We start from the raw sequence: 26,433 nt of genomic DNA, 5'->3' as shown, positions 1-26,433 counted from the left end.
TTTCCTACAGAGGACTCTCACCTCATTAGTTCATACCCATGCTGGGCGTACACAAGCAATTAAAGCAGACTGTCAACGCTTGGGATTTTCAACTCAGTTCAGTTTAAGTGATTTTGGTGGTAATTTTGAACGTATTAGTAGCGTTGTCAGCTACTTAATTGGGTGTTATGCGTCACTCCAACTAGAGAAGGTAACACAAGTGGAAAGTGGAGTTAAAAAATCAGTTCGGTATCTTGCCTTGGGTATTCTTATATATCCGTTTCTTTACATGCTACTCAACTTTATTATCTCTATTCTAATGGCAACTTTGGGCGAAGGTAGTAGCTCGTTGATTGAAATTTTTGAGTATCTCATCTGGTTTATAATGCCTTTTTTTTCGGTGTTTTATCTGTTAGCTTTCCATCACTTTTCGCGAGTGTTAGGTAAATGGCATCAACGAGTTGGGTATACTTTGGTTTTAGCCGCTGTGCTAATTGAAATAGCGATGCCTTGGATGGATTCAGGTCTGGTGTTTAAGACAGCATCTTTTCTATGTCAGCTTTTCGAGATAGGTATTTTAGTTAGTTGTCTGTTCGTTTTTAGCAGTAAGTTGGGGCCAAACTCTGAGCCTGGCACAACCGTATATCGAACTGTTTAGGATTAATTCGTAACACGTGACATTTTTACTATACGTTGCGTTCTGTGTTTAAGGTGGTTTGCAGAAACATCGGTCTTACGCTACTCACCACTTAAGCGGGCGTTAGCTTTCTGAAGGTGTAAGCCTAAAACTATGCTGTTATAATCGAAACGTATTTGTATTTTGAGAAATGAGATGATGAAGTTTACGTTAGAAGGTAATGACTGTATGCCACCCATTTCCGGTGGCTATCTACTTATTTATCGCGGTACTGAAGAGGTTACGGTTGTTAGCGTACCGTCTCCTAACTTTGTGGCAGAGCGTTATAGGGATAGTGTTAGCGAAAACAATGATTCGTTTGAAGACGAGGAAGGTAATGAGTTTAACATTAATGTTTGGTCTTCCAATGTTGGTGTTGATTGGACGCTAGACGTTGAGACAAAGGATGGAGCGTTAAAAGAGCAAATTAGAGTGGAGTACCATGCTAATGAGTTCTGATACGGAATTTGATGTATATCTCAATACTTTCACTGAAGGACTTACGCAAATAAGAGCCCAAAGTAGAGATAGTTTTCACAACCAATTGTATTTTTCGAACGTGATAAGCTTAATGGAACAGTATCTTTCAAACTTGTTCATTTTTGAACTTACTAATTCTCCAGAATCACTCCGAAAACTAGCAAGCCATGACAAGTTTCGTTCTGCTACCGTGACGGTTCCTTTTGCTTTAAACAACCCTATTGATGAGTATTTGATACATTCAATGAAAGCATTGGTATGGCATCGGCTTAATGATGTTGAAATGTATTATAAAAAAGTTCTTGGCATTCGTTTTAATATCAGCAGAGAGCTATTAAAACAACTTGAGTTACGCCATGACCTTGTGCATCGAAATGGTCATACCTTAGATGGTGAGAAAGTAGATATAACGGATGACGATCTAGACCGATGTATAGCTTTAGTGGAGCCATTTGTTCTCGATATTCACGCAAAGTATGTAACCCAAAAAAGCTAATAAAGCATTTAAGAGTGTTGATAAAAATGGAGGCAATAATGTACAAGGAAACAGATTTTCAACTGAGCCAAGAAGAGTTTAGCTTTAAAAAAGATTCGTATCCTTTATCAAAAATTAATAATGTGAGAGTTAAGAAACTTGGCTTACTCGACAATCTAGGTCAAATAATATTTTGGTTATTTGTTTTCTCCGGAGCAGTTTGGTTAGCAATCCCAACTCTTGAGAGTACACCTTTTTGGTTGAAAGCTTTAGTTGTTACTTTAACGATTGTAGGTTTTATATTTGGTTTTCTTCGTTGTTCAAAATATGCGTTACAAATTGAATTTCGTCATATTGATGAAACCGGAGTTCAATGGGTAAATATAGCTAAATCTTACTCCAAATTTGATAGTGGGTTGTTTGAGCAACAAGTCGCGTTGCTGAAGGCAACATTCGTCTAACAAATTAATCAACACAATTTATTACATTCGGCATTGTAGGTTTGTCTTTAGTTTCGATGTTTAAGGCGTTATATTTTTCAAGTACGTCACGGGCAATAGGAAGAGTTAGTGTATTTTATAATTAATGATATTGAGTGGTGGAAAATTTCACTTAATAGTTTCATGAATGGATGGCTCCCTGGTATTCTGGCATTCTTTTTAGGTCTTGGGCTCGAGAAAATCACAAGTCGCAGAAAGCTAAAGCAAGAGTTAAAAAACAACCTACTTGAAATTTTCATACCTATATTTAATTCGGGAGAGGTCACAACACTCAGTTCAGCTGAAGATTGCCACCGTAACTTAAAGGCAACGTTCAATGCGTATACGCGGATCTATCCGAAGCTCTTTAATGAAAAGTCTGTTCAAAAATTATCCCAAATATTAGCAGACGGTTTTTTGATTGAAGGTAAAGTTAATAATAGCTACTTAAATCCAGATGAAATTCAAAAAATAATTGGTAATTTATAGTTCGTATCAAAAGAGAATAAATATAACAAACGATTCGACTATGGAAATTTTGGCTCGAATTAGCCTTAATGTTTAAGGCGGGGCTATGTGCATAATGGAACCTTGGATTTGGTGGTGTAAAGGAGAATAAATGAATTTAGATGAAATTGATTGGATGTTTATTGTAGCTGTTATATTCGGTGCCATTGCTTCTGTCTTAAAAGAACTGGAATCGGTCATTGGAGAAGGCGCATTAAATTATGTGGTCATTTTCCTAAAGATTATCGCAGCTGTTTTGAGTATTTCTTTCGCTGTATTAAAGTTTCTAAAACTTAAGCCATATATAATATTACTAGGTTCCGATGATTTTGAAGAAAGAAAACAAGATGGTCATAAATATTATCGTTTTGAGATAAAAAAGAGCGAACATAAAAAAGGTCAATCACCTTCTATTTCCGCTAGCCCTCTCAATAATGATGGAAGTGAATGTAGTATATTGATGACTCCGAGGACTGATTCTGATGGAAACATATCAGTGACTCATGCAGGGGTAACACTAATAGATAAAAAGCTTAAGATAGTTGTCAAAAATTAGGTCACATAACAAGCGCCTGAACATGACCTACGTACTGTTCAGGCGCCTCTGTTTTAGGCACTTTCTTCTTGTTTCTCAGTTTGTTTCTTCTGGTTTTTTCTTATCGCGTCGAGTATTGCTTTCATGCGCTCTGGGGTCGCTTTGGGCGCGTTTGGTGCCGGCGCTGTGCGATTTGTAGAGCGGGGAAGTTGTGCTGCCATGTTGTCGCCCTCCATTAAGGCCCATTCGGCGATGAACTCGTGATATTCTTCAATTTTAGCCCCGATGTATTCTCGGTAACTGGTGTCAGTATAACACAAGTTGTCGTAGCGCTGAGGCCACACCTTCTTGTGGATCCCGTTGCCGGATTGCTCGTCGACGTGGAACGCCATCGTCATCGCTGTATCTATTCTTGTTAACAGGCAAGATAATCTGTCGAGATCTTGATAAAACGTGGCCGCATGGAAGCCCCCAGAGCCAGTAAACACCAGCTCTCCGGTGGTCGCGTTGTTGCCGATGGGCATGTCTATCAGCGCACCGGTGTTTTCCGTTACCGCAATCAAGCCAATCTCATCGCGTTCGTCGAGCGCTTGGGCTAATTGAATGTATTCCTCGTCAGAAATGAGGGCCAGAAGCACGGCTTGCGCGAGGATAATAGGGTGCTCATCACCCGAAAAAAAGATCACTTGCTCGAGACACACGATATGTTTGCGCGTCTCACAGTCGACTTCCAAACCGCTGACTTGGCTAGTCCACATGGCGTCACCCGCGATGAAAATGTTCGGGCTGGCTATTATCGTTGTCATGACGTTTTACGTTCCTAGATTAAAGAAGCTTATCTCGAGGGTTGTTGCTCTGAATGGCACCATTATTTGAATTTGGCCGGGATCCAGGGCTTAGGCGGCATGCGACGACCGCCACGAAATGGCAAGGGATGCTCTTTAGCCGGATAGTATTTCGGGGACTCAATTTTGCCGTGGCGCTCAACCAGTTGCCGGTGCTCGTCACGCCAGTACGCAAAACTGAGCAATTCCTTGGGATTGAATTCCCGATCTTCGGGGGTAATGAGGATCGCACGGTCAACGTTGATTCGAAATCCGTTCCAGCGATGATCCAACGGTAAGTAGCCACGGGCGTGAATGTTCATCAATTTTTCGGCCAGTGGATTGACCGGGACCGCGCCAGACAGCCAACGCTTGATCGTGATCGGTTGAACGTAAAAATACGCGGCGGCTTCATGAATGTCGTCGAAGTAGCGATTCAATAGATCGGCAAAACGGGGAGTGAGCATGTGATCTCCTTCAAGTTATCAAACATCCGTCGAATTCTTTTTTCGATGACAAAACACGATGTCCATCGGTGAATTCGATGAAACTTGTCGTCAAACCGGAAAAAAGAACAGTGACGAAAACTAGGTATAACGCAAAATTGAAGGACGAAAACTAATTAATGATCGTATTTATGTGGAAACATTTTGAATTTCAAGCGTCTATAGCACGCGTGTACGCAAAATCTGCAATTGCTAAGGTACTGAATACTCTCAGATTTTACGCACAGCCTTAGTGCGTATTATGTACGTTATGTTAAATTGGTTTCGGTGTTTATAAGGCAGGTATCTTTATGCGATGCCCTGCCTTTATGTTGTATCGGTACTCTCTGAATTCTACTGTGTATTTAACCAGAGTGGCTATTTACCATAAAATACCTAATAACCAGTGATAATAATCTTCGATTTTACCCCTGGCATTAGTCAGAGCTTAACCGCCAGCAAATTTAACTTTGTAGCCTTTCTTTTCAAGATGCGCTTTGAGTTTGTCACGAGCGTCGCCTTGAATCTCGATGTTGCCATCTTTTACTGAGCCGCCACAGCCACATACTTTTTTGAGTTCCGCAGCCATGAGTTTTAATGGTGCGTCATCTAGGTCTAAGCCTGTTACGATAGAAACGCCTTTGCCTTTACGGCCTTTGGTTTCTTTTTGGATTCGAACAATACCATCACCTTTAGGGCGCTGGACTTTCTCTTCTTCAGGTTTAATACGACCTGTTTCAGTTGAATATACTAGGCTCATAATTTTACTTCTTTTGCTGTGCTGCTTTTTGTTTTGCGAGTAAGAAAGCCTCTATATGACGCTGGATTGCAATCTTGCCACCTTTAATTAGGCGCCCGTTAAACATGCAATACCAAGCGTTAGGCTCACCGCTATCATTTTTAATTTGGTAACCATGGAAGTTTTCAGCTAAGCCACCACCAGACGCTCTCGACTTGTTTAACGCTGTGAATTCTTTCGGGTCAATAAGGGTCGCAGTATCAATCCACCAATCAATACTCTTTTTCACAGCAGGTAAATTGCCTTGAATAATGTTGTTTTTTAGCTTGGCACGCCAAACGGTGTTGTTTGCATCCGCTGATTGTAGAGGAACGCCTCGGTAAACTGAATTTGCCATATCCATTGATCATCGTTTTGTTTTCATTACGTTAATCATAAGTATACTTCTAATGATATCAAGCATAATATGGCAAAAACACCTGTTGAGGTACGGTAATTTGAGAAAAAAAGTCCCTATTTTATCGGACTCTGTGATAATTAATTCATTTGTTGAAAAATTAAACAGCCACGCGACAATTGAAATTATAGATGAGTTAACAGGATATCAGTACTCTCGAAACTCCTTGTTGGGTATCTACAGTGATTGGAATCGCTACCATGCGTTCTGTACTAAAAATCGTATCAACACACTCCCAGCATCCATCACTGCTGTTCGGCGTTTTCTTGAGACTGAATCCAGTGAAAGAAAATTCTCGTCTTTGAAACGTTACACTGCAACACTCAACTTATTGCATACTGTGTTGAGCTTTGCTAACCCAATCAAGCATAGGCAAGTTCGTTTTACCCTGCTCCACTTGCAATCTCGAATGGCTGGCGACTCTAAACAAACCAATGCCATGACATCCGCACACCTTACTGAGTTAAACACGTTACTTTCCCATGAGAAATCGAGCTTAAAAGAGATCAGAGATATCGCGATTTATAATGTGATGTTCGAGTGTGCTTTAAAGCGATCTGAACTAAGGGCGTTGTCGATGGATAATGTGGAGAGCGTTGAGAATGAGTACCAGATTACAATAAAAAATTCAGTTTATAGGCTATCGCGAGTAGCAAGCGCCGCACTTGAGCGTTGGTTTTCGTTTACTGGAACACAAGACGAGTTGCCTGTATTTCGTGCGATAGACAAACATGAAAATATCAGTCTGCAACCTTTAGATGATTCGTCGATCTACAGAATATTGAGAAGAGCAAGTGACTTACTTCAATTGGCTGACAACCACCATTTCTCCGGGAACTCTATTCGTGTAGGTGCCGCACAAGAACTGTCGAAACAAGGCCTTAAGGTGAGAGAAATCCAAGATTTTGGTCGTTGGCTCAGCCCTGCAATGCCTGCACAATATGTGGGTTATTCGGGTACCTCTGAGAGTGAGAAGATGAAGTTTAAAGCACTAATCCCTTGGCAATGAGCTGATGGCTTTGTTAAGAGGCGGCTTGTTTATCTACGGTTTTTTATAGGCAGATTGTTAATAAACTGCTTAGTCAATCAACTGACTTTGCAAACCAAAAACTTCCGACTTAAAAACAAATAGCGCCTTGGCTGGTAAGCTCAAGGCGCTATTTGTTATCTAATGAGTTATATAAAACGGCTAAGATATTTTGGGTGAACTAAGAAATGCTTGTTCTCACGCAGTTCTCTAAGAACTGGCTGAATTTGTGGCCGTCATGTTCAACCATTTTTGGGAACATGGAAATTGGCGTCATACCTGGGAAGGTATTCACTTCGTTCAGGTAGATCTCATTGTCTTGTGTTAAGAAGAAATCGATACGAGACAAGTGACGAAGCTTCATCTGCGTGAATACCTTGCGGGCGCTATCTGCAATCAATTCACGCTGTTCATCGGTTAAGTTAGTTGCTTCAACTTCAGTAATTGAGTGGCTGTCTGCACTGTACTTCTCTTCGTAAGAGTAAAATGCGCCATTAGGTGCAATCACCTCGCCTGGCTTGCTTATCTGTAGCTCGCCATCGATTTCATAAGCGGCAACTTCTAGTTCTCTTGGCACCACGGATTTCTCAATAAGCACTTGATCAGAGAAGGTAAATGCTTTGTTGATTGCTTCACTTAATTCTTCTACTTGATTGACTTGGTAACAGCCAACGGAAGATCCCTGACGAGCCGCTTTGACGAACACTTCCCCCCAACTTTCAAAGGCTTGTGTCGCCTGTGCATGAGCTTGTTCAGTGTTGTCGGATAAGAACAGATAAGGCGTATTTGGGATACCCAGAGCGTCGTACCAAAGTTTTGATGTGATTTTATTGAAGCTGTTGTTGCTTGCTTCAGAACCACAACCTAGGTACGGAATCTTAGCCATTTCAAACAGTGATTGAATATCACCTGTTTCGCCAGGGAAACCATGAATACATGGAACAATGAAATCGACTTTAGATTCTAAGTTGTCGCCACGTAAGGTTTGATCGTTAATATCAAGATAAACCAACTCACCCGAATCAAGACACCAGCCTTCGTTTTTAATTTCAACTCTCACAACGTTAAAATCTGCAACGCTATTAAGTTGTTCAAAAAGGTAATTGGCTGAAACGATTGACACTTCATGCTCTGAAGATCCACCGCCGCAAAGTAGAAGGATGTTTGTGGTGTTCATGGGTAAATTCGGTCCTTGAAACTAGGAATACTGACTTCAATGATAAACAAAAGTCGAAATAGGTACAGTGTTTTGAATGCTAAAATTGTCATCTAAGGAGTGAGCGATTAACTATTAAACAAAACTAACCGTCATAAAACAAAAGAAGGAGCATTTGCTCCTTCTTTATGATTTAAAACTTAGTTTAACTTGTTAAGCGTTGGGTATTCAGAGTTCTTGATATCATCAATGCTCTTAACGAATGGCTTTAAGTTTTGAAAACTGCTCGGCAAAGATGAAATCGCCTTTTTAGCGTCTAAGCGTGTCGCGTAGTCACCGTAAAGTACAGTGAACCACTTCGTGCCGTTAACCATTTTGTAGTTTTCCCAAATTGGCTGGGAAGTGGTTGGTAGCATTTTTACAAAAGAATCGACTTTGGCTTGGCTGCCGACAGCAACAACTTGAACTGTGTAACCAAAGCGTTGGTTCATGTCTTGTTGCTTCTTGGTTGGAGCTGTAATTGTTGCAACCGGCTTAGCTCTAGTCGTGTGAGTGATTTTTTGTTCTACAGGTGTGGTTCTGACAACGTTGACCACGTTCTCTTCAACAACGGCAGTCTGCTCAGATTGAGATACAACTGGAGCTTCAACTTTAGCCGTTTTGAACTCTTCTTGATAGCTATCTGACGTTACATTGGTAACGTAGTTGTCAGATACACATGCAGCCAAGAGCAGTGGCAAAGTCACAATTGCAAGTTTTTTCATGGAAAGCTCTATATCCTTAATAATAATTACTATAAATCATGCCGATACGTCGGTTTAGAATCAAGTTAACTTTGAGATTATACACCATTAGTGGGTGACCTATTTCACAAACTTTATGCAGTGTCTGCTTATTCATCTTAATTCGGTGAATTTGCCATCAACCCGTGAATGAAAAGTAAGTTACGATGAACTTACGTGCATTGCTAGGATATGTCTATGAATCATCTTGATCCCCTACTTAAACCCCGTTCAATCGCTGTTGTTGGTGCATCTCAACGAGAAACGCGTGCAGGATATATCGTCATGAACAATCTGTTGCACGGGGATTTTAAAGGTGCGGTGATGCCGGTAACACCAAAATACGATTCTGTCGCGGGCGTCCTCTCTTACAAAAACATCTTGTCGCTACCTATCGTTCCTGACCTTGCTATTTTGTGCACTAATGCGATACGCAATGTGGCTATTTTTGAAGAGTTGGCCGAGAAAGGCATCGCTTCCGTTATTGTGCTCTCCTCAGACATGCAACAGCAAAGTGATAACGGTGAAACGTTTGATGAGAGATGTATTGCAATCGCCAAAGCAAACAATATTCGGGTACTTGGTTCCAATAGCTTGGGAGTTATTGTTCCGTGGTTAAATTTGAATGCCTCTTTCTCTCCGGTGACGGCGCTGCCAGGTAAAATAGCCTTTGTTTCTCAATCCGCTGCAGTGTGTACAACGATTCTAGATTGGGCGAACGATAAAGAGATCGGCTTCTCGGCGTTTATCTCGATAGGTAATGGCAGTGACATAGAATTCTCAGAGCTGTTGGATTATCTGAGTACCGACTCTCACACCGAAGCAATATTGCTTTATGTTGATAGTATTAAAGATGCGAGGCGCTTTATCTCTGCTGCGCGTGCTGCGTCACGTAATAGACGAATTCTAGTGTTAAAAGGCGGACGAACAGCTAAAGGCCGGGCGGCGGCAATGCTACATACTGGCGGTGCCGATACGTTAGATATTATCTATGACTCAGCGATCCGACGCAGCGGCATGTTACGAGTTAAGAACTTACATGAACTGTTTGCAGCGGTAGAGACTCTGACTCATTCAGTGCCATTGCGTGGAGAGCGCTTGGCCATTGTGACCAACGGCGGCGGCCCTGCGATCATGGCGGTGGATACCCTTTTTGACCGTGGTGGTAAGCTTGCCGAGTTTTCTGAAGATACGCTAGAGAAACTCAATAAGGTTTTACCATTGAGTTGGTCTCAGAGTAATCCAATCGATATAGTTGGTGACGCCGGTGAGCAACGTTATATCGATACGATAAACATCTTGTTAGATGGTGATGAAGCGGACGCGATTCTTATCATGCACAGCCCTTCTGCGATCGCACATTCAGCTAAAACAGCTGAACGAATTATTGAAGCCATTAAAAAGCATCCTCGCCACAAGCGATTTAACATTCTAACGAATTGGTCTGGCGAGCTAACAGCAAAGCCAGCACGAAAGTTGTTTACCGAAGCGGGTTTTCCAACCTATCGAACACCTGAAAGTTCAGTGGTCGCATTCATGCACTTGGTCGAGTACAGGCGTAACCAGCGTCAGTTAATGGAAACGCCAACCACGGCAGAAAAAGTCCATATTGAAGATCTAGCAGATGCAAAAAATTGGATAGAACGACAACTACTGGATAAAAATACAGTTAGCCTTGATACGCATCAAAATAGCCAATTTTTCAAGCACTTCAACCTAGATGTATTACCAACTTGGATAGCTTCTGACCCAAGTGAAGCGGTACATATTGCGGAAACGATTGGTTACCCAGTCGCAGTTAAACTACGTTCGCCAGACATTGCACACAAGTCGGACGTGCAAGGTGTCATGCTTAATTTAAGAAACAGCAATGAAGTCGCCAATGCGGCTCAGGCGATTCTCGATCGATCTCAACTGTCGTTCCCTACTGCGCATATTCATGGCTTGTTAATTCAAGGAATGGCCAAACTTGCCGGCGGGCAGGAGCTACGTGTAAAAGTGACAACGGACGAAACCTTTGGTCCTATCATTTTACTTGGTCAAGGCGGTTCTGAATGGGATGAATCCATTGACGCCGCTGCAGCCTTTCCACCGCTCAATATGACACTGGCGCGTTACTTGATCATTCGGGCGATAAAAAGTGGCAAGATTCGTCTGCAAAAACTACCTAACCCGATTGATATTGAAGGTCTCTCTGAATTGTTGGTGCGTATATCTCAGATGGTAGTGGATTGCCCTGAAATACATGATTTGGATATCCATCCAGTACTGGCAAATGGTGACAAGTTCACGATATTAGATGCCGATATCATCTTGAAAGCATACCAAGGCGATCCTCAAGAACGTCTTGCGATTCGCCCTTATCCAGTCGAATTGGAAGAGAATATCGTACTTAAGGACGGCACTGAGGTGTTGTTACGCCCGATCCTTCCTGAAGACGAGCCGCTTCATGCTGATTTTATTCATCGTGTATCCAAAGAAGACCTTTACAAGCGTTTCTTTAGTGATGTGGGTGAATTCAATCATGAGGCGTTGGCTAACTTTACTCAGATTGACTTTGATAGAGAAATTGCATTTGTGGTCGTTCGAAAGGAACAAGGCGTACCCGCGATTATTGGCGTATCGAGAGCGTTGATTAACCCAGATAACACCGATGCAGAGTTCGCTATTCTGATACGTTCCGATCTGAAAGGCGTCGGATTAGGCCGTATTTTGATGACTAAGGTTATTGACTACTGTCGTACAAAGCAGACCAAGCAGATGTCGGGCATGACGATGCCGACCAACCGAGGGATGCTGACACTAGCCCAGAAGTTGGGCTTCGAGCTAGATATCAGTTTTGAAGACGGCACTGCAGATATGGTGTTGCCGTTACTTTAACGCCCATGTTTTTTTTAGGTGTTGAATACACCATGACTTGGCGTCGCCCATCTTGTTACGTCGCCAAGCCATTACGATGTCGATAGGCTGTGGTTCGGTACCCGAAATTTGTTGTAGAACGCCAGATTCAATCAAAGGTTTAGCTACACTATTCGGTAAGGTGCCGATCCCTAACCCTGCAGTTAGAGCCTCTACCTTGGCTGGGAAGCTTGTTACGGTTAAACGTGGCTGCTTTTCTAGAATATTGATGCTTAATGCAGGTTGGTCACGCGCTGTATCTGCAATTGCGATAACCCTGTAACTTTCCCTCGCCTTTTGGTCGAAATCACCAGATCGCTTATGAACATAGTGATTCGATGCTGCAACCCATACCATTTCCATCTTACCGATAATGTCACTTTTCATATCGTTTGGTATGGTGTCAACCTTTGGGCACACCAATAAATCAGCTCGGCCGTCTGAAAGAGATTCCCAACATCCAGCTAGAATCTCTTCTTGTAATCGAACCCTAGTTTTACTTATTTTTCCGAGTTCATCGACTAATGGGAAGAAATTAGCAATCGGAATAATGCCATCAAAGGCAATCGTTAAATCCAACTCCCAGCCATTAGCAAGAATACTCGCGTCATTAACGAGCTGTTCAGTGGCACCAAGAATGATCCTTCCTTGCTCTAATATTAACTGCCCCGCTTCCGTGAAATTTGCACGGTGGCCTGAGCGATCAAAAATCATAATATCTAAGTCTTGTTCTAGCTTCTGGATTTGATAACTCAATGAAGAAGGTGCTCGGTCCATTTCATTAGCCGCTGCCGCGAAGCTTCCACGACGATCAATGGCATCTAATATGTGTAAGGCTTCAAGTGTTATTGGACTATGCATAACTTTCCTACTTTGTAAGTGAGATCTTAATCACAAAAAGAGAAGCATTCACGGAGTGAATGGAACTGAAAAACTCTTTTTAATACATGTGTTTAATGACGCTAATTATGAATTAGTTGATAATATTGAAAATTATTTAAATGCAAATAATAGTAATTATCATTTAGATCCAATATCATCTTTCGCAAATCAAGATGATATTATGGAACTAAGGTAACTATCAGATGTATAAGCAATCCCTACTCTCTGCTTCAATCGTTTTAGCGCTTTCATCAACATCAGCCTTTGCTGAAGATTATGCCCTATTTGACGAGGTTGTTGTATCAGCAACGCGTACCGAACAAAACAAAGAAGACGTTTCAAGCTCAATTGAGTCTGTCTCTGCAAAAGACATAGATAATCAAATGTCTAGCGACATAAAGCAAGCTTTTCAATACACGCCAGGAGTAGAAGCTCAAGGCGGTGGCCGTTTTGGTATTTCAGGCTTTAACATCCGCGGTGTTGAAGGTGATCGCGTTAAACTTATGGTAGATGGAGTTCAACAACCTACACCATATAACCCTGGCGCTTCTGAGCAACGTAAATATTCGAATGCGATCGAAGTCGATACATTAAGTGTCATAGAGGTGAATAAAGGCCCTGCTTCTACGCTTTACGGTTCAGATGCCATTGGTGGTGCAGTACTGCTAAGAACAAAAAATCCAGAGGATATGCTTAGAACTGACGGGGATGAAAACCGTTTTGGTATTAAATCTACCTATACATCTGCAGATGAACAGTTCAAGAACACAGTTTCTTGGGCGATGCGTAAAGATAAGTTAGAAACGATCGTTATGGCGACATACGCTCAAGGCCACGAGACAGAAACTCATTCATCAGGAAGCGAAGTTCAAGGTCCAGATCGTGGTGCAGAGAACCCAGCAGATACGGAATTAAGTAATATCCTAGCCAAAGCATTCTACAATGTATCAGATTCAAATAAGGTTGGTATTACGGTTGAGCATTACCAACGTCAATATGATGAAGATGAGCTAAACTACAATGGCTATCAGCTTATGCCGGGCTTTGTATATACTGATAATTACAACAAAGACACCAACAAACGTTTTCGTGCAACATTGGAACAACAGCTTAAGCTAAGCTCTTCAATTGCTGACTCTTTAGACTGGTCTCTAAGTTACCAAGACTCAAGTACTCTGAATAAAAACTACGATACAACTCGCTTCAACGGACGTCGACTTCGTGAGCGTGATGCTTCTGATGTAAACATGCAAGTTGATACACAGCTTTCTAAGCTAGTGAATATTGATGGTGCGGATCACGAATTCACATATGGTTTCACATACCTGAAGAATGACTTTGAGCTCGAAAACTACGACCATAAGTTTGACCGAGGCACTGTTACACCGGGTAGCACTGGTATCCCTGATGCAGAAATAACGCAATGGGGTGTGTTTGTTCAAGACCAAGCATTTTTCATGGAAGACAAGTTGATTGTAACTGGCGGTCTTCGTTATGACTCATTTGTTGCTGCCCCATCAACGGATGAAGGCTACAAGACTCAATATGAGAAGAATAAAGATGACGCCGTCACAGCTAAGCTAGGTTCAGTTTACCACATCAATGATAACCTATCGGTATTTGGTCAAGTTGGGCAAGGGTTTAAAGCACCTTCAGTTTACGACCTCTACTACTTCTATACTCGAGGTGCCATCATTGAAGCTAACCCTAACTTGAAAGCCGAAAGAAGTATCTCTTACGAGCTTGGTCTTCGTGGCAATAATGAACATGCTCGCTTTGAACTAAGCACTTTCTACACTGATTACTCTGATTTCATTAACCAGACGAAAACGGGCAAACAAGGCGGTAAAGACGTATACACCAAAGAGAACTTAGATAAAGTAACTATCTATGGTGCAGAGCTTTCTTCAACGATTAATCTAGACACTTTGTTAGACGCACCATTTGGTACCTACACTCGTTTAGCGGTCGCTTATGCTGATGGTGAAGATAAATCTACAGGTAAATCCATTGATTCAGTAGCACCACTAACGGGTACGCTAGGTCTTGGTATCGAACGCGAGACTTTCGGTTCAGCTTTAAATATTAAAATGGTTGCTGCGAAAGATGAGTGGAACTCTGATGACAACGTAAACGTGGCTGGATACACAGTTGTTGATTTGACTGCTTATTACCGCCCTGTCACGGATTTAACCTTGCGAGCGGGTCTATTCAACGCATTAGACAAAAAATATTGGCTGTACAATGACATGTCAGGCCGTGGGCACGATTCTAAGTTCAACACCGATATTAAGTCTCAGCCGGGTCGTAACTGGGGTATATCTGCAAACTACGAGTTCTAACTGGTTAGAAATCTAGTTCGTTGTAGAGCTAAGTTTATTGAGGACCTAGGTGATTAAAGATCTAGGTCGTTCCAAAATAAAGCCATACAAAAAAGACTGTAGAAATTAAAAAGCCAGCTTACGATAAGCTGGCTTTTGTTATTTCACTAAAAGTTGTATCAAAAAGGGGTAAAGTGAAATTATTTCTCTGCCATTTCTTTCTTAACCATTACTGCAGCAGCAATGATGAAAGTGATGATTAGGCCTAGTTCCATGATTAACTCCAAAGAAAATTAACATTAAACATATAATTCGCGAGCATGATAACAACAACCGATACAGAATGATACTTTTTAACCACCAAATCACTTTTTATTCGATTTAGATCAAAAAAGATGCCCTAGAGCATCTTTTTGTACGTTAACTATTCATGAAATCACTTAATTAACCAGGGAAACCATCAGGATTTGTTGATTGCCAGCGCCATGTATCTTCACTCATTTCAGCCAGTGTGCGTGTCGCATTCCACCCCAGTTCTTTCTGAGCTTTCGCTGGGTCGGCCCAACACTCTGCGATATCACCAGGACGACGCTCAACGAGTTTATAAGGTATCGCTTGGCCGCTCGCTTTCTCGAAGGCTTTAACCATATCTAATACACTTGAACCGTTGCCAGTACCTAGGTTATAGATGTGAAGACCGTTTTTACGCCCTACTTTCTCAAGTGCTGCAATGTGTCCATCAGACAGATCCATAACGTGGATGTAATCACGAACACCAGTGCCATCCTTTGTTGGGTAATCACTACCAAATACAGATAGGAATTCACGTCGGCCAACTGCAACTTGAGATACAAATGGCATTAGGTTGTTTGGAATACCACTTGGGTCTTCACCGAGTTCACCACTTGGGTGTGAACCTACGGGGTTAAAGTAACGTAATAACGTAATGCTCCAATCGGGGTTAGCCTTTTGGAAGTCAGTTAAGCACTCTTCAACCATGAGCTTGCTACGACCGTAAGGATTGGTTGCGCTTGTGGGAAAATCTTCTGTGATAGGAACACTAGCAGGATCGCCATAAACTGTTGCTGAAGAGCTGAATACTAATGTCTTTACGTCAGCGTCACGCATTGCATCGACAAGGACTAACGTGCCATTTACATTGTTGTCGTAGTATTCGAGAGGTTTGGCAACAGACTCGCCAACCGCTTTCAGGCCCGCAAAATGAATAACAGCTTCAATATTGTGTTTCTTCATAGTTTCAGTTAAAAGCGCTTTATCACGAATGTCACCTTCAATGAAATCAGGACGAACGCCAGATACTTTTTCGATACGTTCTAAAACGCTTGGTTTACTGTTGTATAAGTTATCGAAAAGCACAGGTGTCATACCTGCGTTAATCATCTGGATACTTGTGTGGCTACCAATGTAGCCCATGCCACCTGTAACTAAAACATTCATGTTTAGCGGACCTTTTAATTAAAAACACTCAACCTACCTCTTATGATACAACAGCTTAGGGTTGAGTCACAAACGCCTATGGCAGATACACCGCACGAGAGAACGAAAACTGACCTTTACCTTGAATTTCACTTAGACGTACACCTCAGCGCCAACCTTCAGAATTACATCAATGTCGCCATATGATTCATCACCTTACGTTTGCTCCCTAAACCGGAAACAAAATAGATGAAGCGCTGTTTGTCGAACACTTGTTTTTCAATTATCTTTAACCATAGTTTCTATACGTCATTGATGAAAGGAAGCATTTTTCACAATCCATTCTTTAGCGGGTTTGATACATGCCGTGACCTCATAGTAAATGCAGTTCTTGGTGTCGAAAATTTGAGTTAGGTCACTGTTTATTTATGGTATTTATAAGACCGTCATTACTCACCTCAACGTAAAGGGTTAGCACCACGTGACAACGAAGATTTTGCTTAATTGCGACATGGGAGAAAGTTTCGGCAATTGGAAGATGGGCGATGACGAGTCGGTCATGGAATGGGTCGATATGGCAAACATCGCTTGTGGCTTTCACGCGTCTGATCCGCACGTTATGTCTAAGACCATAAAACTGGCGCAGTACTATCACACCCAAATTGGTGCCCACCCTGGTTATCAAGATTTAGTTGGGTTTGGTCGCCGTTCTATTCCTCATACCATGGACGAGATCAGTGAGCTAGTTTGTTATCAAGTCGGTGCACTACAAGCGCTGTGCCGCTATCACCACACCTCTGTTGGCTATGTGAAACCTCATGGCGCCCTTTACAACGATATGATGGCTAACATTGATGTGTTTAATGCCGTTGCCCAAGCCGTCGCTGAATTTAACATCCCCTTGATGATTCTCTCTTCATCAGACAATCAACAGTATCTAGATATTGCTGACGATCATGACTTACCCCTCTTGTTTGAAGCGTTTGCCGACCGTGCATACTTGAATAATGGGCAGTTATCGCCGCGAACTCAAAAAGGCTCGGTTTACGTCAACCAAGACGACATCTACAACCAAGTCATGCAAATCATTAACTACGGTTCGGTTACGACCATTGAAGGTGAAAGACTGCCTATTGAAGCCGATACCATCTGTGTTCATGGTGATAACCCCCAATCCATCGCATTAATTAGAAAAATCAGACAAGACCTTAACGCTTTTAACTAGTATGAAGCGTGTGATTGGTATGGCGCATGGCCTTATCACTCGCCTAACCGAGCATCTAACCAATTGCTCGTAAGGTCTAATCGCTTTGTATTGGTTTAGACACGGATCTTAAAAACGCCAAATACGCAAATAAAAGGCAGTAAGTAAGTCAAAGGCAAACAAACGTATGGAAACGAAATGACGACGAATCAAATTGAGTTCAATATAGCGCCAGTCGCAGAATGCAGCGTTTTGGTGACCTTGACGCTATCGCCTTCAAATAATCAATCTAGCGCCGAATATGCGCAGTACATGGCTCACTTTTCTGATGCCATTCGTCAACACTTAGCATCTGTATTGATGAATGTGACACCGGCTTACCACACCAGTCTGGTTGATTACTTACCTTATCGAATTTCCGAAAAGCAGCTCATCGAACAACTCAATACCTTGTTGAGTCATGCTATTTCGTCCTTATCTAGTGTTAGTTACACTCGTGACACTATCGAGCTTCCCGCTTATTACTCACCAGAAACGGCTCTCGACTTAGGCCGATATCAAGACAAAGGCCTGTCGCTCGACGATATTATTCAATATCACACCTCACAGACATACAGCGTCAGTGCGATTGGATTTACGCCTGGCTTTGCGTTTATGTCTGATGTGGTCAACGAGCTTGCTTTGCCTCGTCATTCAACCCCACGTTTAAGTGTACCGAAAGGCAGTATCGCCATCGCAGATACGAAAACGGCGGTGTACCCTTCGGACTCACCGGGTGGCTGGAATATTATTGGCAATTGCCCGCTTCCGTTGTTCGATCACAGCCAATTGCAGAACGCTGATACCACGCAAACGCCGCTGTCTCTACTTAATGTCGGTGACACAGTCCGTTTCATCGCGATTTCAAAACAAGAATTTGTTGAACTTAGGTTTATGGAGATTAGTGGAGATGTCGCTAATGGTTAAGACAAAAGCCAAACCAACGGTGACAGTGATTAAACCCGGCCCGTTGAGTTTGATTCAAGACTTCGGACGATTTGGTGTCGCTCATCTTGGGTTGACACAAGGTGGCCCTGTTGATGATTACTCGTATAGCTGGGCCAATCACCTGCTCGGAAACCCAGTAAACCAAGCTGCGTTGGAAATCACGCTTGGGCAATGTGCGTTACGAATCGATTTTGATTGTGAGATGGCATTATGTGGTGGCGATTTACAAGCGAAGCTCGATGGCAAACCACAGTCGAACTGGCGTACTTTTCAAGCTTTCGCAGGGCAAGTTCTCTCATTTGGTTTACCTAAAAATGGACTAAGGGCGTATTTAGCCGTTAAGGGTGGCTTCGATGTTCCATCAACTCTTCATAGCTGTTCTACGGTGACTCGTGAAAAGATTGGTGGATTAACGCAAGATGGACAGCCATGCCAGCAAGGGCAACAAATTACTTTTACCCAACACCAACTCTCTCGCCCGTTTAAAGCGTTGAGTGTCACCTTCCGATACACGCCTAATTACAACCTACCAGTGAACCTGCGAGTGATTGAAGGCTATCAAAGCGAGCTGTTCTCAGAGTCAGCAAAAGCGACTTTGTATAACGCACAGTATCATGTTGACCAAAATTCTAATCGCATGGGTTATCGACTCAGTGGCGACCCCGTGGACTCGCCTGACATTTCGCTATTGTCAGAAGGCATTGCCTTAGGTGCGATTCAAATCCCCCAAGATGGGCAACCTATTGTGTTGCTTAATGACAGACAGACTATTGGTGGCTATCCGAAGATTGGATGTGTCGCCAGAGTCGATTTACCGCGCTTAGCACAAGCCAAACCTGGACATGAAGTCTCGTTTAGTAAAGGGGATCGCTTAGGATTACAAGATGTGTGGTGCCAGTGGGCTCAATTTTTCGGCTACTAGTTTTTGCGATGTGTTATGTGCTAATTGCTATGTAGCTAAGAATCATTAGCTAGAGAGATGTCATTCGGATAAGTTTCGGTATCTAAGCAGGCATTTGAATGAAGATTCGGCTTACCTATCGCGCAAGCCGAATTGAAGATGTTTAGCGTAGTAGATTATGACTGAGTATTAAGCGTGATCTTGGCCTGATACCTTTGCAAGGGCTTCTGGGTATCCGCGTTCTTGTGTCAAATCTATCGCTTTATTCTCAATATTCTTTAGATTAAGTGACATTGTCACTGAGTGTGTATTTTCAATCGATACTGACTCTGCGACATCAAACCAATGCTCAGCGACCTTTTGCGCTGCCTCTAAGGTTGAAGATGCTTTGACTACTTCAAGTCGAGCATAGCGATCACCACAGAATGACACGTCTGAAGCTCTTAAGCTCGGATCGGTTCCCGGAATCTGCTGTGCACCGAACAAAGGCTTACCACCTACCAGTGCAGAGCTAAAACTTGGGATGAACTGAGACATATGCGTTATCGCAGCGCGAGTTCTTAATTCGAGCTGCTCTTCACTCCAACCTGATACGATTTTCTTAAGAAGCTTAGAAGGCAACTGAGGCTGTGATGAATCTGTTGATGATGAAACAAGCCCACCCTCAAACAGAGTAATCCCTTCTGTCATACCGTGAAGTTGGAATACACCATCAGCGTACGGTGTTAACTGAGCCATGCCTTGCGGTGTGCCTCTCGGACCATGGAAGATAACCTCTGGCCACTCTTCCTTACATTCTTGCGAGTACGGCCACTGCGTAACGTATGCGGCTTTGAACTCAACAAGCCTTTGTTGCTTAGAACCGACAAAGTCATCCACGATGCCCGTTTCAAAGCCACTTGCATTAATCAAGTAGTCGGTCGTTAGGTGACAGCTTTGGTTCTCAGCGTCTGTATAAGTCAAAGACCAACCTTGCTCTAACGATTCAACAGATTGTAATCGGCTGTTGGTTAACACGGTACAATTAGATTGTTGCCCCAAAGAGAGTTGAGCGGTTGCAGATAAGCGAAATACGCTCCAGCCATACTCTTGAACCATAGCAACAGGATACTTAAGGGTTTCTAGATCCGTATGTTTAGCGAAAGGAATACACCAATCATCAAGCGATGTTGGTTTCAGAGGCTGTGTTTGAGCAGCAAGTGCTAGTAACTCTTCTTTACTATACAGCTTGTAATACTCTTCCGGTTTACCAAGCACTTGGTTGCTTTTATCTTGATTAACAAGCTCAGCATAAGCGTTCTTGATTATCTTTAGGCGCGGAAGAAGATCCAACGGCTCTCCACCATCACTGTGTGGAACAGCGATAATTGTCGGACGAATATTGATCGTATGGGGAAACAAGCGGACGGTATCAATTGACTGAGTGAGCAACTGAAGACACTGCTCTACAGAAATATCTCGATACAAATTGCCACCAGCATGCAGATGGCAAATTGGTGGACCATTAACCAAACTCGGTCCTTTTTCCAAAATAGTGACCTTATAACCCAACTCACTAAAATGAATTGCGCTCGTCGTTCCGGCAATACCACCACCAACAATGGCAATAGAAGGCTGATTTGTATCCGTTTTGTTGTGGTTCATCGTGTTCTGTAGAATATGATTAACTACCGCTATTCTACTTTTGTTCTGCTACGAATTAAAACACATTTTTATCAAGGTCTTAGATAGGCAGTATTTAATATCTATGTAAAAAACCTAAATAATCTCTTGACTCAATAACTCCAGATTGAGTTTTAAAGGTTATTATAACCGTCACATTTGTCCTAAGTGACGCCACATAAAGGCTGTCTCAGTACTCTTAAAACATAGATGTTAACTTATCCCTAAAGTTATCCACCGTTTTTGTGGATAACTGTTGATAACGTTCTTGCTAAGTTGCGCAAACCCTTTGTTTACAGGGACTAACCGCTGTTCATTAAATCGGCATTATTGCGCAATTAGTTCTAAAAAATACTAAAAAAACGGGAAATTAAGGTGTGATGTTCGTAACTTGTGCTACGCATTGGTCAAATAAAAAGCGGTCTAAAGAGACGTCTTATAAATAGTGAACGACTAAGTATAAGTAATGTCACTTTTAGACCGTTTTAAGCATTTGTGAGATCTCGCTAGCGACTAGCCAAAATCCTTGTTTACTGGTGCCAACAAACGTTTGATTAAGCTATTCACTACCGCGGCCAATGTGATAAACGTCAGCACGGGTAGCGCTATCCACAGTATTGGGTGGAGTGAAGGTTCTAACTCAAAGCCAAAGTTCATTACCCCGGCAACACTGAGTTCAGAACCCAGCGCTGCAATTGAGCCAGCTACTAACGCCATCACCCCGTATTCACACCAAATAGTGTTGAGAATACGCTTCTTACTCGCGCCTAAGGTTCGGTACAAGCGTATCTCTTGTTGTCTTTGAGATAAGCTCAGTCGCAACAGAGTGAAGATAAGCAATAGCCCCGCCACCACACCTAACGCGGCAAGTACGGTTATCGACCAAACAATCTGTTTGAGCAACTCTTGGATCTTGCTGCCCATTTTACGAATGTCCATCAAACTCACGGTCGGGTGATTTCGAGATAATTCGTTGAGCATTTGGTTGTGTTGCTCTTCTAATCTGAAGCTCACCAACCAAGTAGAAGGAATAGCGCTCAAAACATCGGGAGTAAAAATGAAATAGAAGTTTGGCTTCATTTCACGCCATTCTACTTTTCGGATGCTGTTCACCTTGGCAGAGACGTTCTGGCTGTTGATTGTGAATGAAAGATCATCGCCAATTTTCAAACCAAGTTGCTCTGCGACATCGGATTCCACAGATACGCCCTGCTCTTGTGTCCAGCTGCCTTCTAATACTTCATTGTACTCTGGCAGGCTATCTCCCCAAGTGAAGTTGATCTCGCGACTTAGTGCATCTGTTTCTTCTGAGGTCTCGCTGTATTTCGCCGCCTCAACGCCGTTAATGGTTGTGAGCCTTCCTCGTATAATTGGAAACGCTTGAGTACGCTCTACTTCGTTTGCATCAATCGTCTCGAGATAACTGTCTTTCTCATAGCTCGTAATATTCAGCGCAAACGCATTAGGTGCGTTCTCGGGCAAAGTTTGCTGCCAATCTGACAACAAGTCACTTCTCACTAGCCATATGATCGATAACAGCATCAAAGACAGCGCTAAAGAACCAAATTGAATCCCTGTTGCTAATGGTGTGCGATTAATTCGGCTCAATGCCAAACGCATAGATGTCGACGTCGGCAGTTGACCCACCAAACGCAGAACAAACGTACTGACAATCGCGAGTACTAAGAACAGGCAAGCGATACCCGCTAGAACTATCCATACCAACAGATTGTCACCGTACATCAGCATCATTGGAATAATAGGTACTAGCAACAACAGGTATTTCTTGTAGCTTTCATTAGACTGGTGACTTGATTGAATCACGCTGATTGCCGAAGTGCTTACCAAGCCAATTAACGGAATACCAAGAGCAGGCACACCAATGAGAATGCTTGATAAAATCGCCAAAATGACAGGTTCAATACCATAGCTAGGAAGTGGTGTTGGTAATAAGTCGCCCAGAGGTATACGAAGCAAAAATTCTAAGCCGATACCGATGGTAATTCCCAGTACTGCACCAATAATCACCAACAGAGACACCTGTACAGACAACCATTTAACGATCCACTGCTTGCTCGCACCTAAACTCTTAAGCATCGCAATGGTTTTACGACGACTCGCAACATAATGCTGGCAAGTGAGTACCAAAGTGGTCGCAGCCATGATCACAACGATAGCAACCGTTAGCGATAAGTATTGAGTCGTACTTTCGAACATCTCGTTGGTACGACTGGCTGAGTCTTGTGTACGCCAGCGATCACTTGGTGTCAGTTCGATACTGTCTTGTGCTGCTTTGAGTTTCGATTCATCACCATTTAAAAACAATCTAAAGCTAACGCGGCTACCTGGTTGGATTGCGCCTGTCGCTTCAACATCATTATTGTGAATCAGAACAGCAGGCATTTGTTGGAAAGGGTTAAAACTCAGGCCCGGTTCTTGAGCGATACGCCCTGTAATTCTTAAATCGGCATCGCCTATCGTGACATTGTCACCTATCTCAACTTCTAGCTGAGCAAATATGCGCTCATCTAGCCACAATTCCCCCGGTTCAACATGATTGCTTACCGCGCTATCTGCTCCTTGCAGTATCATTTCGCCGCGTAAAGGGTAATTGCTCTCTACCGCTTTAACAGTAACCAACTGCATCGAGTTATCACTGAATGCCATGGTTGAGAAGCGAGTCAACTGAGAGCTTTCTAACTGTTCAACCTGAGTCAGGTCTAATAAAGGTTGGGGGATTGGGTTTGCCGATACAAATACACTGTCGGCGGTTAACGCATCTTTGCCCTGCTTTACGATCACTTGTTCCATACGCTCAGCTAAAGCTGAAAGCGCGAACACACAAGCTATAATGAGCGTTAGAGCGATGGATATCGGCCATAGCTGACCATGTCGAATCTCTTCGATGCTCCATGAAAACAGTCGTTTATTCAGTCCGTGTGATGAATTCAATTTACACTTCCTCTATGTGACCGACATGCATTTTCAAGGTTCGTTGGCAACGCTGTGCGAGCTTAGGGTCATGCGTGACGAGAACAAGCGTTGTACCGTGCGATGAATTAAGTTCGAACAACAGCTCGACGATTTTCGCTGCCGTTTGTTGGTCTAAGTTGCCTGTAGGTTCATCGGCGAACAAAATTTTAGGCTTAATCATAAACGCGCGAGCCAATGCGACCCTTTGTTGTTCACCGCCTGATAGCTGAGATGGCAGGTGATCAAGCCTGTCTTTCAAGCCCACTGATTCAAGCAAAGCCGTCGCGCGTTCGATGTCTTCGTCTTCACCTTTCAACAAACAAGGCAGCGTGACGTTTTGCAGGGCAGAAAGGCTTGGGATCAATAAGAAGCTTTGGAAAACAAACCCCACGGATTCACTGCGGATTTTGGCTCTCGCTTCGTCATCAAGCTGTGATAGAGGTTGGCCTAACAAACTGATTTCGCCATAAGTTGGCACATCGAGCCCTGCAAGCAGTGTCATTAACGTGGATTTACCCGCACCTGAAGTACCGACGATCGCAACCGTTTCACCCTCACGAATATCGATATCAACATGCTCTAAGATTGTTAAATGTTCTTGATTAGTAGACACTGTCTTCGAAACAGCTTCTGCTTTAATGATGGATGTATGCATGACTCGACTAATTTCCTTTTTATTCTTAATTATATTTTCAACCGCTTCTTTGGCTCAAGATACCGAGTTAGATTCTAAGTTACTGGTGCTTGGTGATAGCTTGAGTGCTGGTTATAACATGGACATCAAACAGAGTTGGCCAAGCCTGTTACCAGACGCGTTAGCAAAGCATGACAAAACGGTAACCGTGGTCAACGGAAGTATTTCTGGTGACACAACTGGCAATGGCTTAGCTCGTTTACCACAATTGCTTGAAGAACACGCCCCAGACACAGTTCTTATCGAACTCGGTGCGAATGATGGTCTTCGTGGATTCCCACCTAAGCTGATGTCTGCGAATCTTGATCAAATCATTAAGCAGATAAAAGCTGCGGGCGCGAAACCTATTATGATGAAGATTAAAATCCCACCGAATTACGGTAAGCGTTACAACCAGCAGTTTGAATACGTCTTTGCAGCGCTTGCTGATCAACAAAGCGTGCCACTTTTGCCGTTTTTTCTAGAGCATATCATCCTCAAACCTGAGTGGATGATGAACGATGGACTGCATCCAAAACCAGAAGCTCAGCCTTGGATTGCTGAATTTGTCGCCAAAGAATTATATCAGTATCTTTAGGTTTTAATGGTCTAGCTCAATAAATTTTACACAGCTTTACGTTAGCCTGAGTGCATATCACCGTTAACTGTAAGGTTATTTATGCTGATCGAACCTATTATCAAGGGTGTGGTAGCCAAAAGCGCTCACCCTCTAGGCTGTCAAGAAGCCGTAAAGCAACAAATCAAGTTTGTTAAGAGTGCGCCGCAGATCAAAGATGGCCCTAAGCGAGTACTGATTATCGGTGCTTCCTCTGGCTTTGGCCTTGCCGCTCGCATTGCCCTTACCTTTGGCGGTGCAAAAGCTGACACCATCGGCGTCTCATTCGAGCGCGGTCCTAACGAAAAATCCCTAGGCAGCGCTGGTTGGTACAACAACATCTATTTCAAGAAAGAAGCCGAACGAGAGCAACGCACTGCTATCAACATTGTTGGCGACGCATTTTCACAAGAAACACGTTCACAAGTTGTCGAAGCCATTGAAACCTACTTCGAAGGTGAAGTGGATCTGATTATCTACAGCTTAGCCGCTGGCGTAAGACCCAAACCAAATACCGAAGAATTCTGGCGCTCAACCATTAAGCCAATCGGTGAAAGCGTGACTGGTGCGACTATCTCACTAGAGCACGACAACTGGGTGACCAACACACTTGATGCTGCAACGGAAGAAGAAGCCGAAAGCACACTCAAAGTCATGGGCGGCGAAGATTGGGAACAGTGGATAGATGAGCTGATCAATGCTGAATCTATTGCCCCAGGTTGCAAAACCATTGCTTTTTCTTACGTTGGTCCAGAAGTCACGCACCCTATCTACTTAGACGGTACTTTGGGCCGCGCTAAAATAGACCTTCATCAAACAAGTCACGCACTTAACCTTGAACTAGCTAACTTTGGCGGTAATGCTTACGCGACCGTGTGTAAGGCATTAGTCACCAAGGCGAGCGTATTCATTCCGGGGCTAAGCCCTTACCTACTCGCTTTATATAGAGTGATGAAAGAAAAAGAGACCCACGAAGGCTGTATCCAACAAATGCAACGCTTATTCAGCAGTAAGCTGTACGGACAAACCAAAGTACCACTTGATGGCGAGCGCCTAATTCGGATGGATGAATGGGAACTCGACCCAGAAACCCAAGCTCATGTGACTGAACTACTTGAAGCTATGGATGAAAACAACTTCCAATCAATCGGTGACTATCAAGGCTTTAAAGAAGAGTTTTTACAGTTGAACGGTTTTGCTCAACCATCGGTAGACTATAAAGAGAAACTTAACACTGATGATTTTATAAAGTTAAAGCCTTAATCGAAACTTATCTCA

Annotated in this window: 25 protein-coding genes; 14 read left to right on the top strand and 11 right to left on the bottom strand. The window is 42.9% G+C overall.

What is annotated here, in order from left to right; genetic code table 11:
- The first annotated feature begins 199 nt into the window (after positions 1-199).
- The 6 genes from ACED42_RS05985 to ACED42_RS05960 all read left to right on the top strand — a co-directional run bounded on the left by ACED42_RS05985 (position 200) and on the right by ACED42_RS05960 (position 3,152).
- On the top strand, positions 200-637 hold the full coding sequence (locus ACED42_RS05985) for a hypothetical protein (RefSeq protein ID WP_017102129.1): 438 nt from the start codon (positions 200-202) through the stop codon (positions 635-637).
- A gap of 174 nt (positions 638-811) precedes the next feature.
- On the top strand, positions 812-1,114 hold the full coding sequence (locus ACED42_RS05980; RefSeq protein WP_371701831.1) for a hypothetical protein: 303 nt from the start codon (positions 812-814) through the stop codon (positions 1,112-1,114).
- Entirely contained in the window at positions 1,104-1,631 is a 528-nt protein-coding gene (locus ACED42_RS05975; RefSeq protein WP_241810802.1) for a hypothetical protein, read from the top strand. Before ACED42_RS05980 ends, ACED42_RS05975 begins: the two co-directional genes overlap by 11 nt.
- Before the next feature lie 38 nt (positions 1,632-1,669).
- A complete protein-coding gene (locus tag ACED42_RS05970) occupies positions 1,670-2,071 on the top strand; it encodes a hypothetical protein (RefSeq protein WP_017102030.1) in 402 nt (133 codons plus the stop codon).
- Between the two features lie 108 nt (positions 2,072-2,179).
- On the top strand, positions 2,180-2,578 hold the full coding sequence (locus ACED42_RS05965) for a hypothetical protein (RefSeq protein WP_017102130.1): 399 nt from the start codon (positions 2,180-2,182) through the stop codon (positions 2,576-2,578).
- 130 nt (positions 2,579-2,708) lie between these two features.
- Positions 2,709-3,152 carry a hypothetical protein gene (locus ACED42_RS05960; protein ID WP_371701830.1) on the top strand — a complete coding sequence of 148 codons (444 nt, stop codon included), beginning with the start codon at positions 2,709-2,711 and terminating at the stop codon, positions 3,150-3,152.
- Positions 3,153-3,205: 53 nt separating this feature from the next.
- On the opposite strand, the gene ACED42_RS05955 is transcribed toward ACED42_RS05960, so the two are convergent.
- The 4 genes from ACED42_RS05955 to ACED42_RS05940 all read right to left on the bottom strand — a co-directional run bounded on the left by ACED42_RS05955 (position 3,206) and on the right by ACED42_RS05940 (position 5,576).
- Positions 3,206-3,937, bottom strand: a complete 732-nt coding sequence (locus tag ACED42_RS05955) for a hypothetical protein (RefSeq protein WP_017102028.1) — start codon at positions 3,935-3,937, stop codon at positions 3,206-3,208.
- Positions 3,938-3,999: 62 nt separating this feature from the next.
- Positions 4,000-4,422, bottom strand: a complete 423-nt coding sequence (locus ACED42_RS05950) for a phage protein (RefSeq protein ID WP_017073518.1) — start codon at positions 4,420-4,422, stop codon at positions 4,000-4,002.
- 466 nt (positions 4,423-4,888) lie between these two features.
- Complete coding sequence (yciH, locus tag ACED42_RS05945; protein WP_009845368.1) at positions 4,889-5,200, bottom strand: stress response translation initiation inhibitor YciH; 312 nt, start codon at positions 5,198-5,200, stop codon at positions 4,889-4,891.
- Between the two features lie 4 nt (positions 5,201-5,204).
- On the bottom strand, positions 5,205-5,576 hold the full coding sequence (locus ACED42_RS05940; protein ID WP_029222765.1) for a DUF3319 domain-containing protein: 372 nt from the start codon (positions 5,574-5,576) through the stop codon (positions 5,205-5,207).
- 100 nt (positions 5,577-5,676) lie between these two features.
- Here ACED42_RS05940 and ACED42_RS05935 point away from each other — a divergent pair, with 100 nt between their 5' ends.
- Complete coding sequence (locus ACED42_RS05935; RefSeq protein WP_371701829.1) at positions 5,677-6,645, top strand: tyrosine-type recombinase/integrase; 969 nt, start codon at positions 5,677-5,679, stop codon at positions 6,643-6,645.
- A gap of 199 nt (positions 6,646-6,844) precedes the next feature.
- Here the strand turns inward: ACED42_RS05935 and ACED42_RS05930 are convergent, their stop codons facing one another.
- Both ACED42_RS05930 and ACED42_RS05925 read right to left on the bottom strand, forming a co-directional pair.
- A complete protein-coding gene (locus ACED42_RS05930; RefSeq protein ID WP_102250453.1) occupies positions 6,845-7,840 on the bottom strand; it encodes a D-alanine--D-alanine ligase in 996 nt (331 codons plus the stop codon).
- Between the two features lie 179 nt (positions 7,841-8,019).
- Positions 8,020-8,583 (bottom strand): SPOR domain-containing protein, encoded by a 564-nt coding sequence (locus tag ACED42_RS05925; RefSeq protein ID WP_009845372.1) that lies wholly within the window; start codon positions 8,581-8,583, stop codon positions 8,020-8,022.
- 216 nt (positions 8,584-8,799) lie between these two features.
- Between ACED42_RS05925 and ACED42_RS05920 the strand changes: the two genes are divergently transcribed.
- Entirely contained in the window at positions 8,800-11,481 is a 2,682-nt protein-coding gene (locus ACED42_RS05920) for a GNAT family N-acetyltransferase (protein ID WP_371701827.1), read from the top strand.
- Here the strand turns inward: ACED42_RS05920 and ACED42_RS05915 are convergent.
- Positions 11,473-12,360 carry a LysR family transcriptional regulator gene (locus tag ACED42_RS05915; protein ID WP_065679020.1) on the bottom strand — a complete coding sequence of 296 codons (888 nt, stop codon included), beginning with the start codon at positions 12,358-12,360 and terminating at the stop codon, positions 11,473-11,475. The two genes, ACED42_RS05920 and ACED42_RS05915, sit on opposite strands and share 9 nt — an antisense overlap.
- A gap of 224 nt (positions 12,361-12,584) precedes the next feature.
- On the opposite strand from ACED42_RS05915, the gene ACED42_RS05910 reads away from it, so the two are divergent.
- Positions 12,585-14,723: a TonB-dependent hemoglobin/transferrin/lactoferrin family receptor gene (locus ACED42_RS05910; RefSeq protein ID WP_371701825.1), complete on the top strand. Its 2,139-nt coding sequence runs from the start codon at positions 12,585-12,587 to the stop codon at positions 14,721-14,723.
- Between the two features lie 423 nt (positions 14,724-15,146).
- Here the strand turns inward: ACED42_RS05910 and galE are convergent, their stop codons facing one another.
- Entirely contained in the window at positions 15,147-16,160 is a 1,014-nt protein-coding gene (gene galE, locus ACED42_RS05905; RefSeq protein ID WP_017100552.1) for a UDP-glucose 4-epimerase GalE, read from the bottom strand.
- A 460-nt stretch (positions 16,161-16,620) separates the two neighbouring features.
- Here galE and ACED42_RS05900 point away from each other — a divergent pair, with 460 nt between their 5' ends.
- From ACED42_RS05900 to ACED42_RS05890, 3 genes are all read left to right on the top strand, one after another.
- Positions 16,621-17,364 (top strand): 5-oxoprolinase subunit PxpA, encoded by a 744-nt coding sequence (locus ACED42_RS05900; RefSeq protein ID WP_029223943.1) that lies wholly within the window; start codon positions 16,621-16,623, stop codon positions 17,362-17,364.
- Positions 17,365-17,541: 177 nt separating this feature from the next.
- The gene (locus ACED42_RS05895) at positions 17,542-18,309 is read left to right on the top strand and encodes an allophanate hydrolase subunit 1 (RefSeq protein WP_371701823.1); all 768 of its coding nucleotides are present in this window, start codon (positions 17,542-17,544) and stop codon (positions 18,307-18,309) included.
- Entirely contained in the window at positions 18,302-19,252 is a 951-nt protein-coding gene (locus ACED42_RS05890; protein ID WP_371701822.1) for a biotin-dependent carboxyltransferase family protein, read from the top strand. Before ACED42_RS05895 ends, ACED42_RS05890 begins: the two co-directional genes overlap by 8 nt.
- Positions 19,253-19,420: 168 nt before the next feature.
- Here the strand turns inward: ACED42_RS05890 and ACED42_RS05885 are convergent, their stop codons facing one another.
- The 3 genes from ACED42_RS05885 to ACED42_RS05875 all read right to left on the bottom strand — a co-directional run bounded on the left by ACED42_RS05885 (position 19,421) and on the right by ACED42_RS05875 (position 24,521).
- Complete coding sequence (locus ACED42_RS05885; RefSeq protein ID WP_371701820.1) at positions 19,421-20,875, bottom strand: FAD-dependent oxidoreductase; 1,455 nt, start codon at positions 20,873-20,875, stop codon at positions 19,421-19,423.
- A 531-nt stretch (positions 20,876-21,406) separates the two neighbouring features.
- Positions 21,407-23,845, bottom strand: a complete 2,439-nt coding sequence (locus tag ACED42_RS05880) for an ABC transporter permease (RefSeq protein ID WP_371701818.1) — start codon at positions 23,843-23,845, stop codon at positions 21,407-21,409.
- Between the two features lies 1 nt (position 23,846).
- Positions 23,847-24,521 (bottom strand): ABC transporter ATP-binding protein, encoded by a 675-nt coding sequence (locus tag ACED42_RS05875; protein ID WP_371701816.1) that lies wholly within the window; start codon positions 24,519-24,521, stop codon positions 23,847-23,849.
- Between ACED42_RS05875 and ACED42_RS05870 the strand changes: the two genes are divergently transcribed.
- Positions 24,520-25,137, top strand: coding sequence for an arylesterase (locus ACED42_RS05870; RefSeq protein ID WP_012600647.1), 618 nt, complete (start codon positions 24,520-24,522; stop codon positions 25,135-25,137). The genes ACED42_RS05875 and ACED42_RS05870 overlap by 2 nt on opposite strands.
- An 81-nt stretch (positions 25,138-25,218) precedes the next feature.
- Entirely contained in the window at positions 25,219-26,418 is a 1,200-nt protein-coding gene (gene fabV, locus ACED42_RS05865) for an enoyl-ACP reductase FabV (protein ID WP_371701814.1), read from the top strand.
- The last annotated feature ends 15 nt before the right edge of the window (positions 26,419-26,433 follow it).

This window comes from Vibrio sp. FF145 (assembly GCF_041439075.1).
Classification (GTDB): domain Bacteria; phylum Pseudomonadota; class Gammaproteobacteria; order Enterobacterales; family Vibrionaceae; genus Vibrio; species Vibrio tasmaniensis_A.
The sequence above is the reverse complement of the archived record's forward strand: the minus strand, read 5'-3'. Positions and strand labels throughout refer to the sequence as shown.

Coding starts and splice junctions, on each gene's coding strand:
- ACED42_RS05980 (WP_371701831.1), top strand. CDS start 812: ATGATGAAGTTTACGTTAGAAGGTAATGACTGTATGCCACCCATTTCC.
- ACED42_RS05975 (WP_241810802.1), top strand. CDS start 1,104: ATGAGTTCTGATACGGAATTTGATGTATATCTCAATACTTTCACTGAA.
- ACED42_RS05970 (WP_017102030.1), top strand. CDS start 1,670: ATGTACAAGGAAACAGATTTTCAACTGAGCCAAGAAGAGTTTAGCTTT.
- ACED42_RS05960 (WP_371701830.1), top strand. CDS start 2,709: ATGAATTTAGATGAAATTGATTGGATGTTTATTGTAGCTGTTATATTC.
- ACED42_RS05955 (WP_017102028.1), bottom strand. CDS start 3,937: ATGACAACGATAATAGCCAGCCCGAACATTTTCATCGCGGGTGACGCC.
- ACED42_RS05950 (WP_017073518.1), bottom strand. CDS start 4,422: ATGCTCACTCCCCGTTTTGCCGATCTATTGAATCGCTACTTCGACGAC.
- yciH (WP_009845368.1), bottom strand. CDS start 5,200: ATGAGCCTAGTATATTCAACTGAAACAGGTCGTATTAAACCTGAAGAA.
- ACED42_RS05940 (WP_029222765.1), bottom strand. CDS start 5,576: ATGGCAAATTCAGTTTACCGAGGCGTTCCTCTACAATCAGCGGATGCA.
- ACED42_RS05930 (WP_102250453.1), bottom strand. CDS start 7,840: ATGAACACCACAAACATCCTTCTACTTTGCGGCGGTGGATCTTCAGAG.
- ACED42_RS05925 (WP_009845372.1), bottom strand. CDS start 8,583: ATGAAAAAACTTGCAATTGTGACTTTGCCACTGCTCTTGGCTGCATGT.
- ACED42_RS05920 (WP_371701827.1), top strand. CDS start 8,800: ATGAATCATCTTGATCCCCTACTTAAACCCCGTTCAATCGCTGTTGTT.
- ACED42_RS05915 (WP_065679020.1), bottom strand. CDS start 12,360: ATGCATAGTCCAATAACACTTGAAGCCTTACACATATTAGATGCCATT.
- ACED42_RS05910 (WP_371701825.1), top strand. CDS start 12,585: ATGTATAAGCAATCCCTACTCTCTGCTTCAATCGTTTTAGCGCTTTCA.
- galE (WP_017100552.1), bottom strand. CDS start 16,160: ATGAATGTTTTAGTTACAGGTGGCATGGGCTACATTGGTAGCCACACA.
- ACED42_RS05895 (WP_371701823.1), top strand. CDS start 17,542: ATGACGACGAATCAAATTGAGTTCAATATAGCGCCAGTCGCAGAATGC.
- ACED42_RS05890 (WP_371701822.1), top strand. CDS start 18,302: ATGGTTAAGACAAAAGCCAAACCAACGGTGACAGTGATTAAACCCGGC.
- ACED42_RS05885 (WP_371701820.1), bottom strand. CDS start 20,875: ATGAACCACAACAAAACGGATACAAATCAGCCTTCTATTGCCATTGTT.
- ACED42_RS05870 (WP_012600647.1), top strand. CDS start 24,520: ATGACTCGACTAATTTCCTTTTTATTCTTAATTATATTTTCAACCGCT.
- ACED42_RS05875 (WP_371701816.1), bottom strand. CDS start 24,521: ATGCATACATCCATCATTAAAGCAGAAGCTGTTTCGAAGACAGTGTCT.
- fabV (WP_371701814.1), top strand. CDS start 25,219: ATGCTGATCGAACCTATTATCAAGGGTGTGGTAGCCAAAAGCGCTCAC.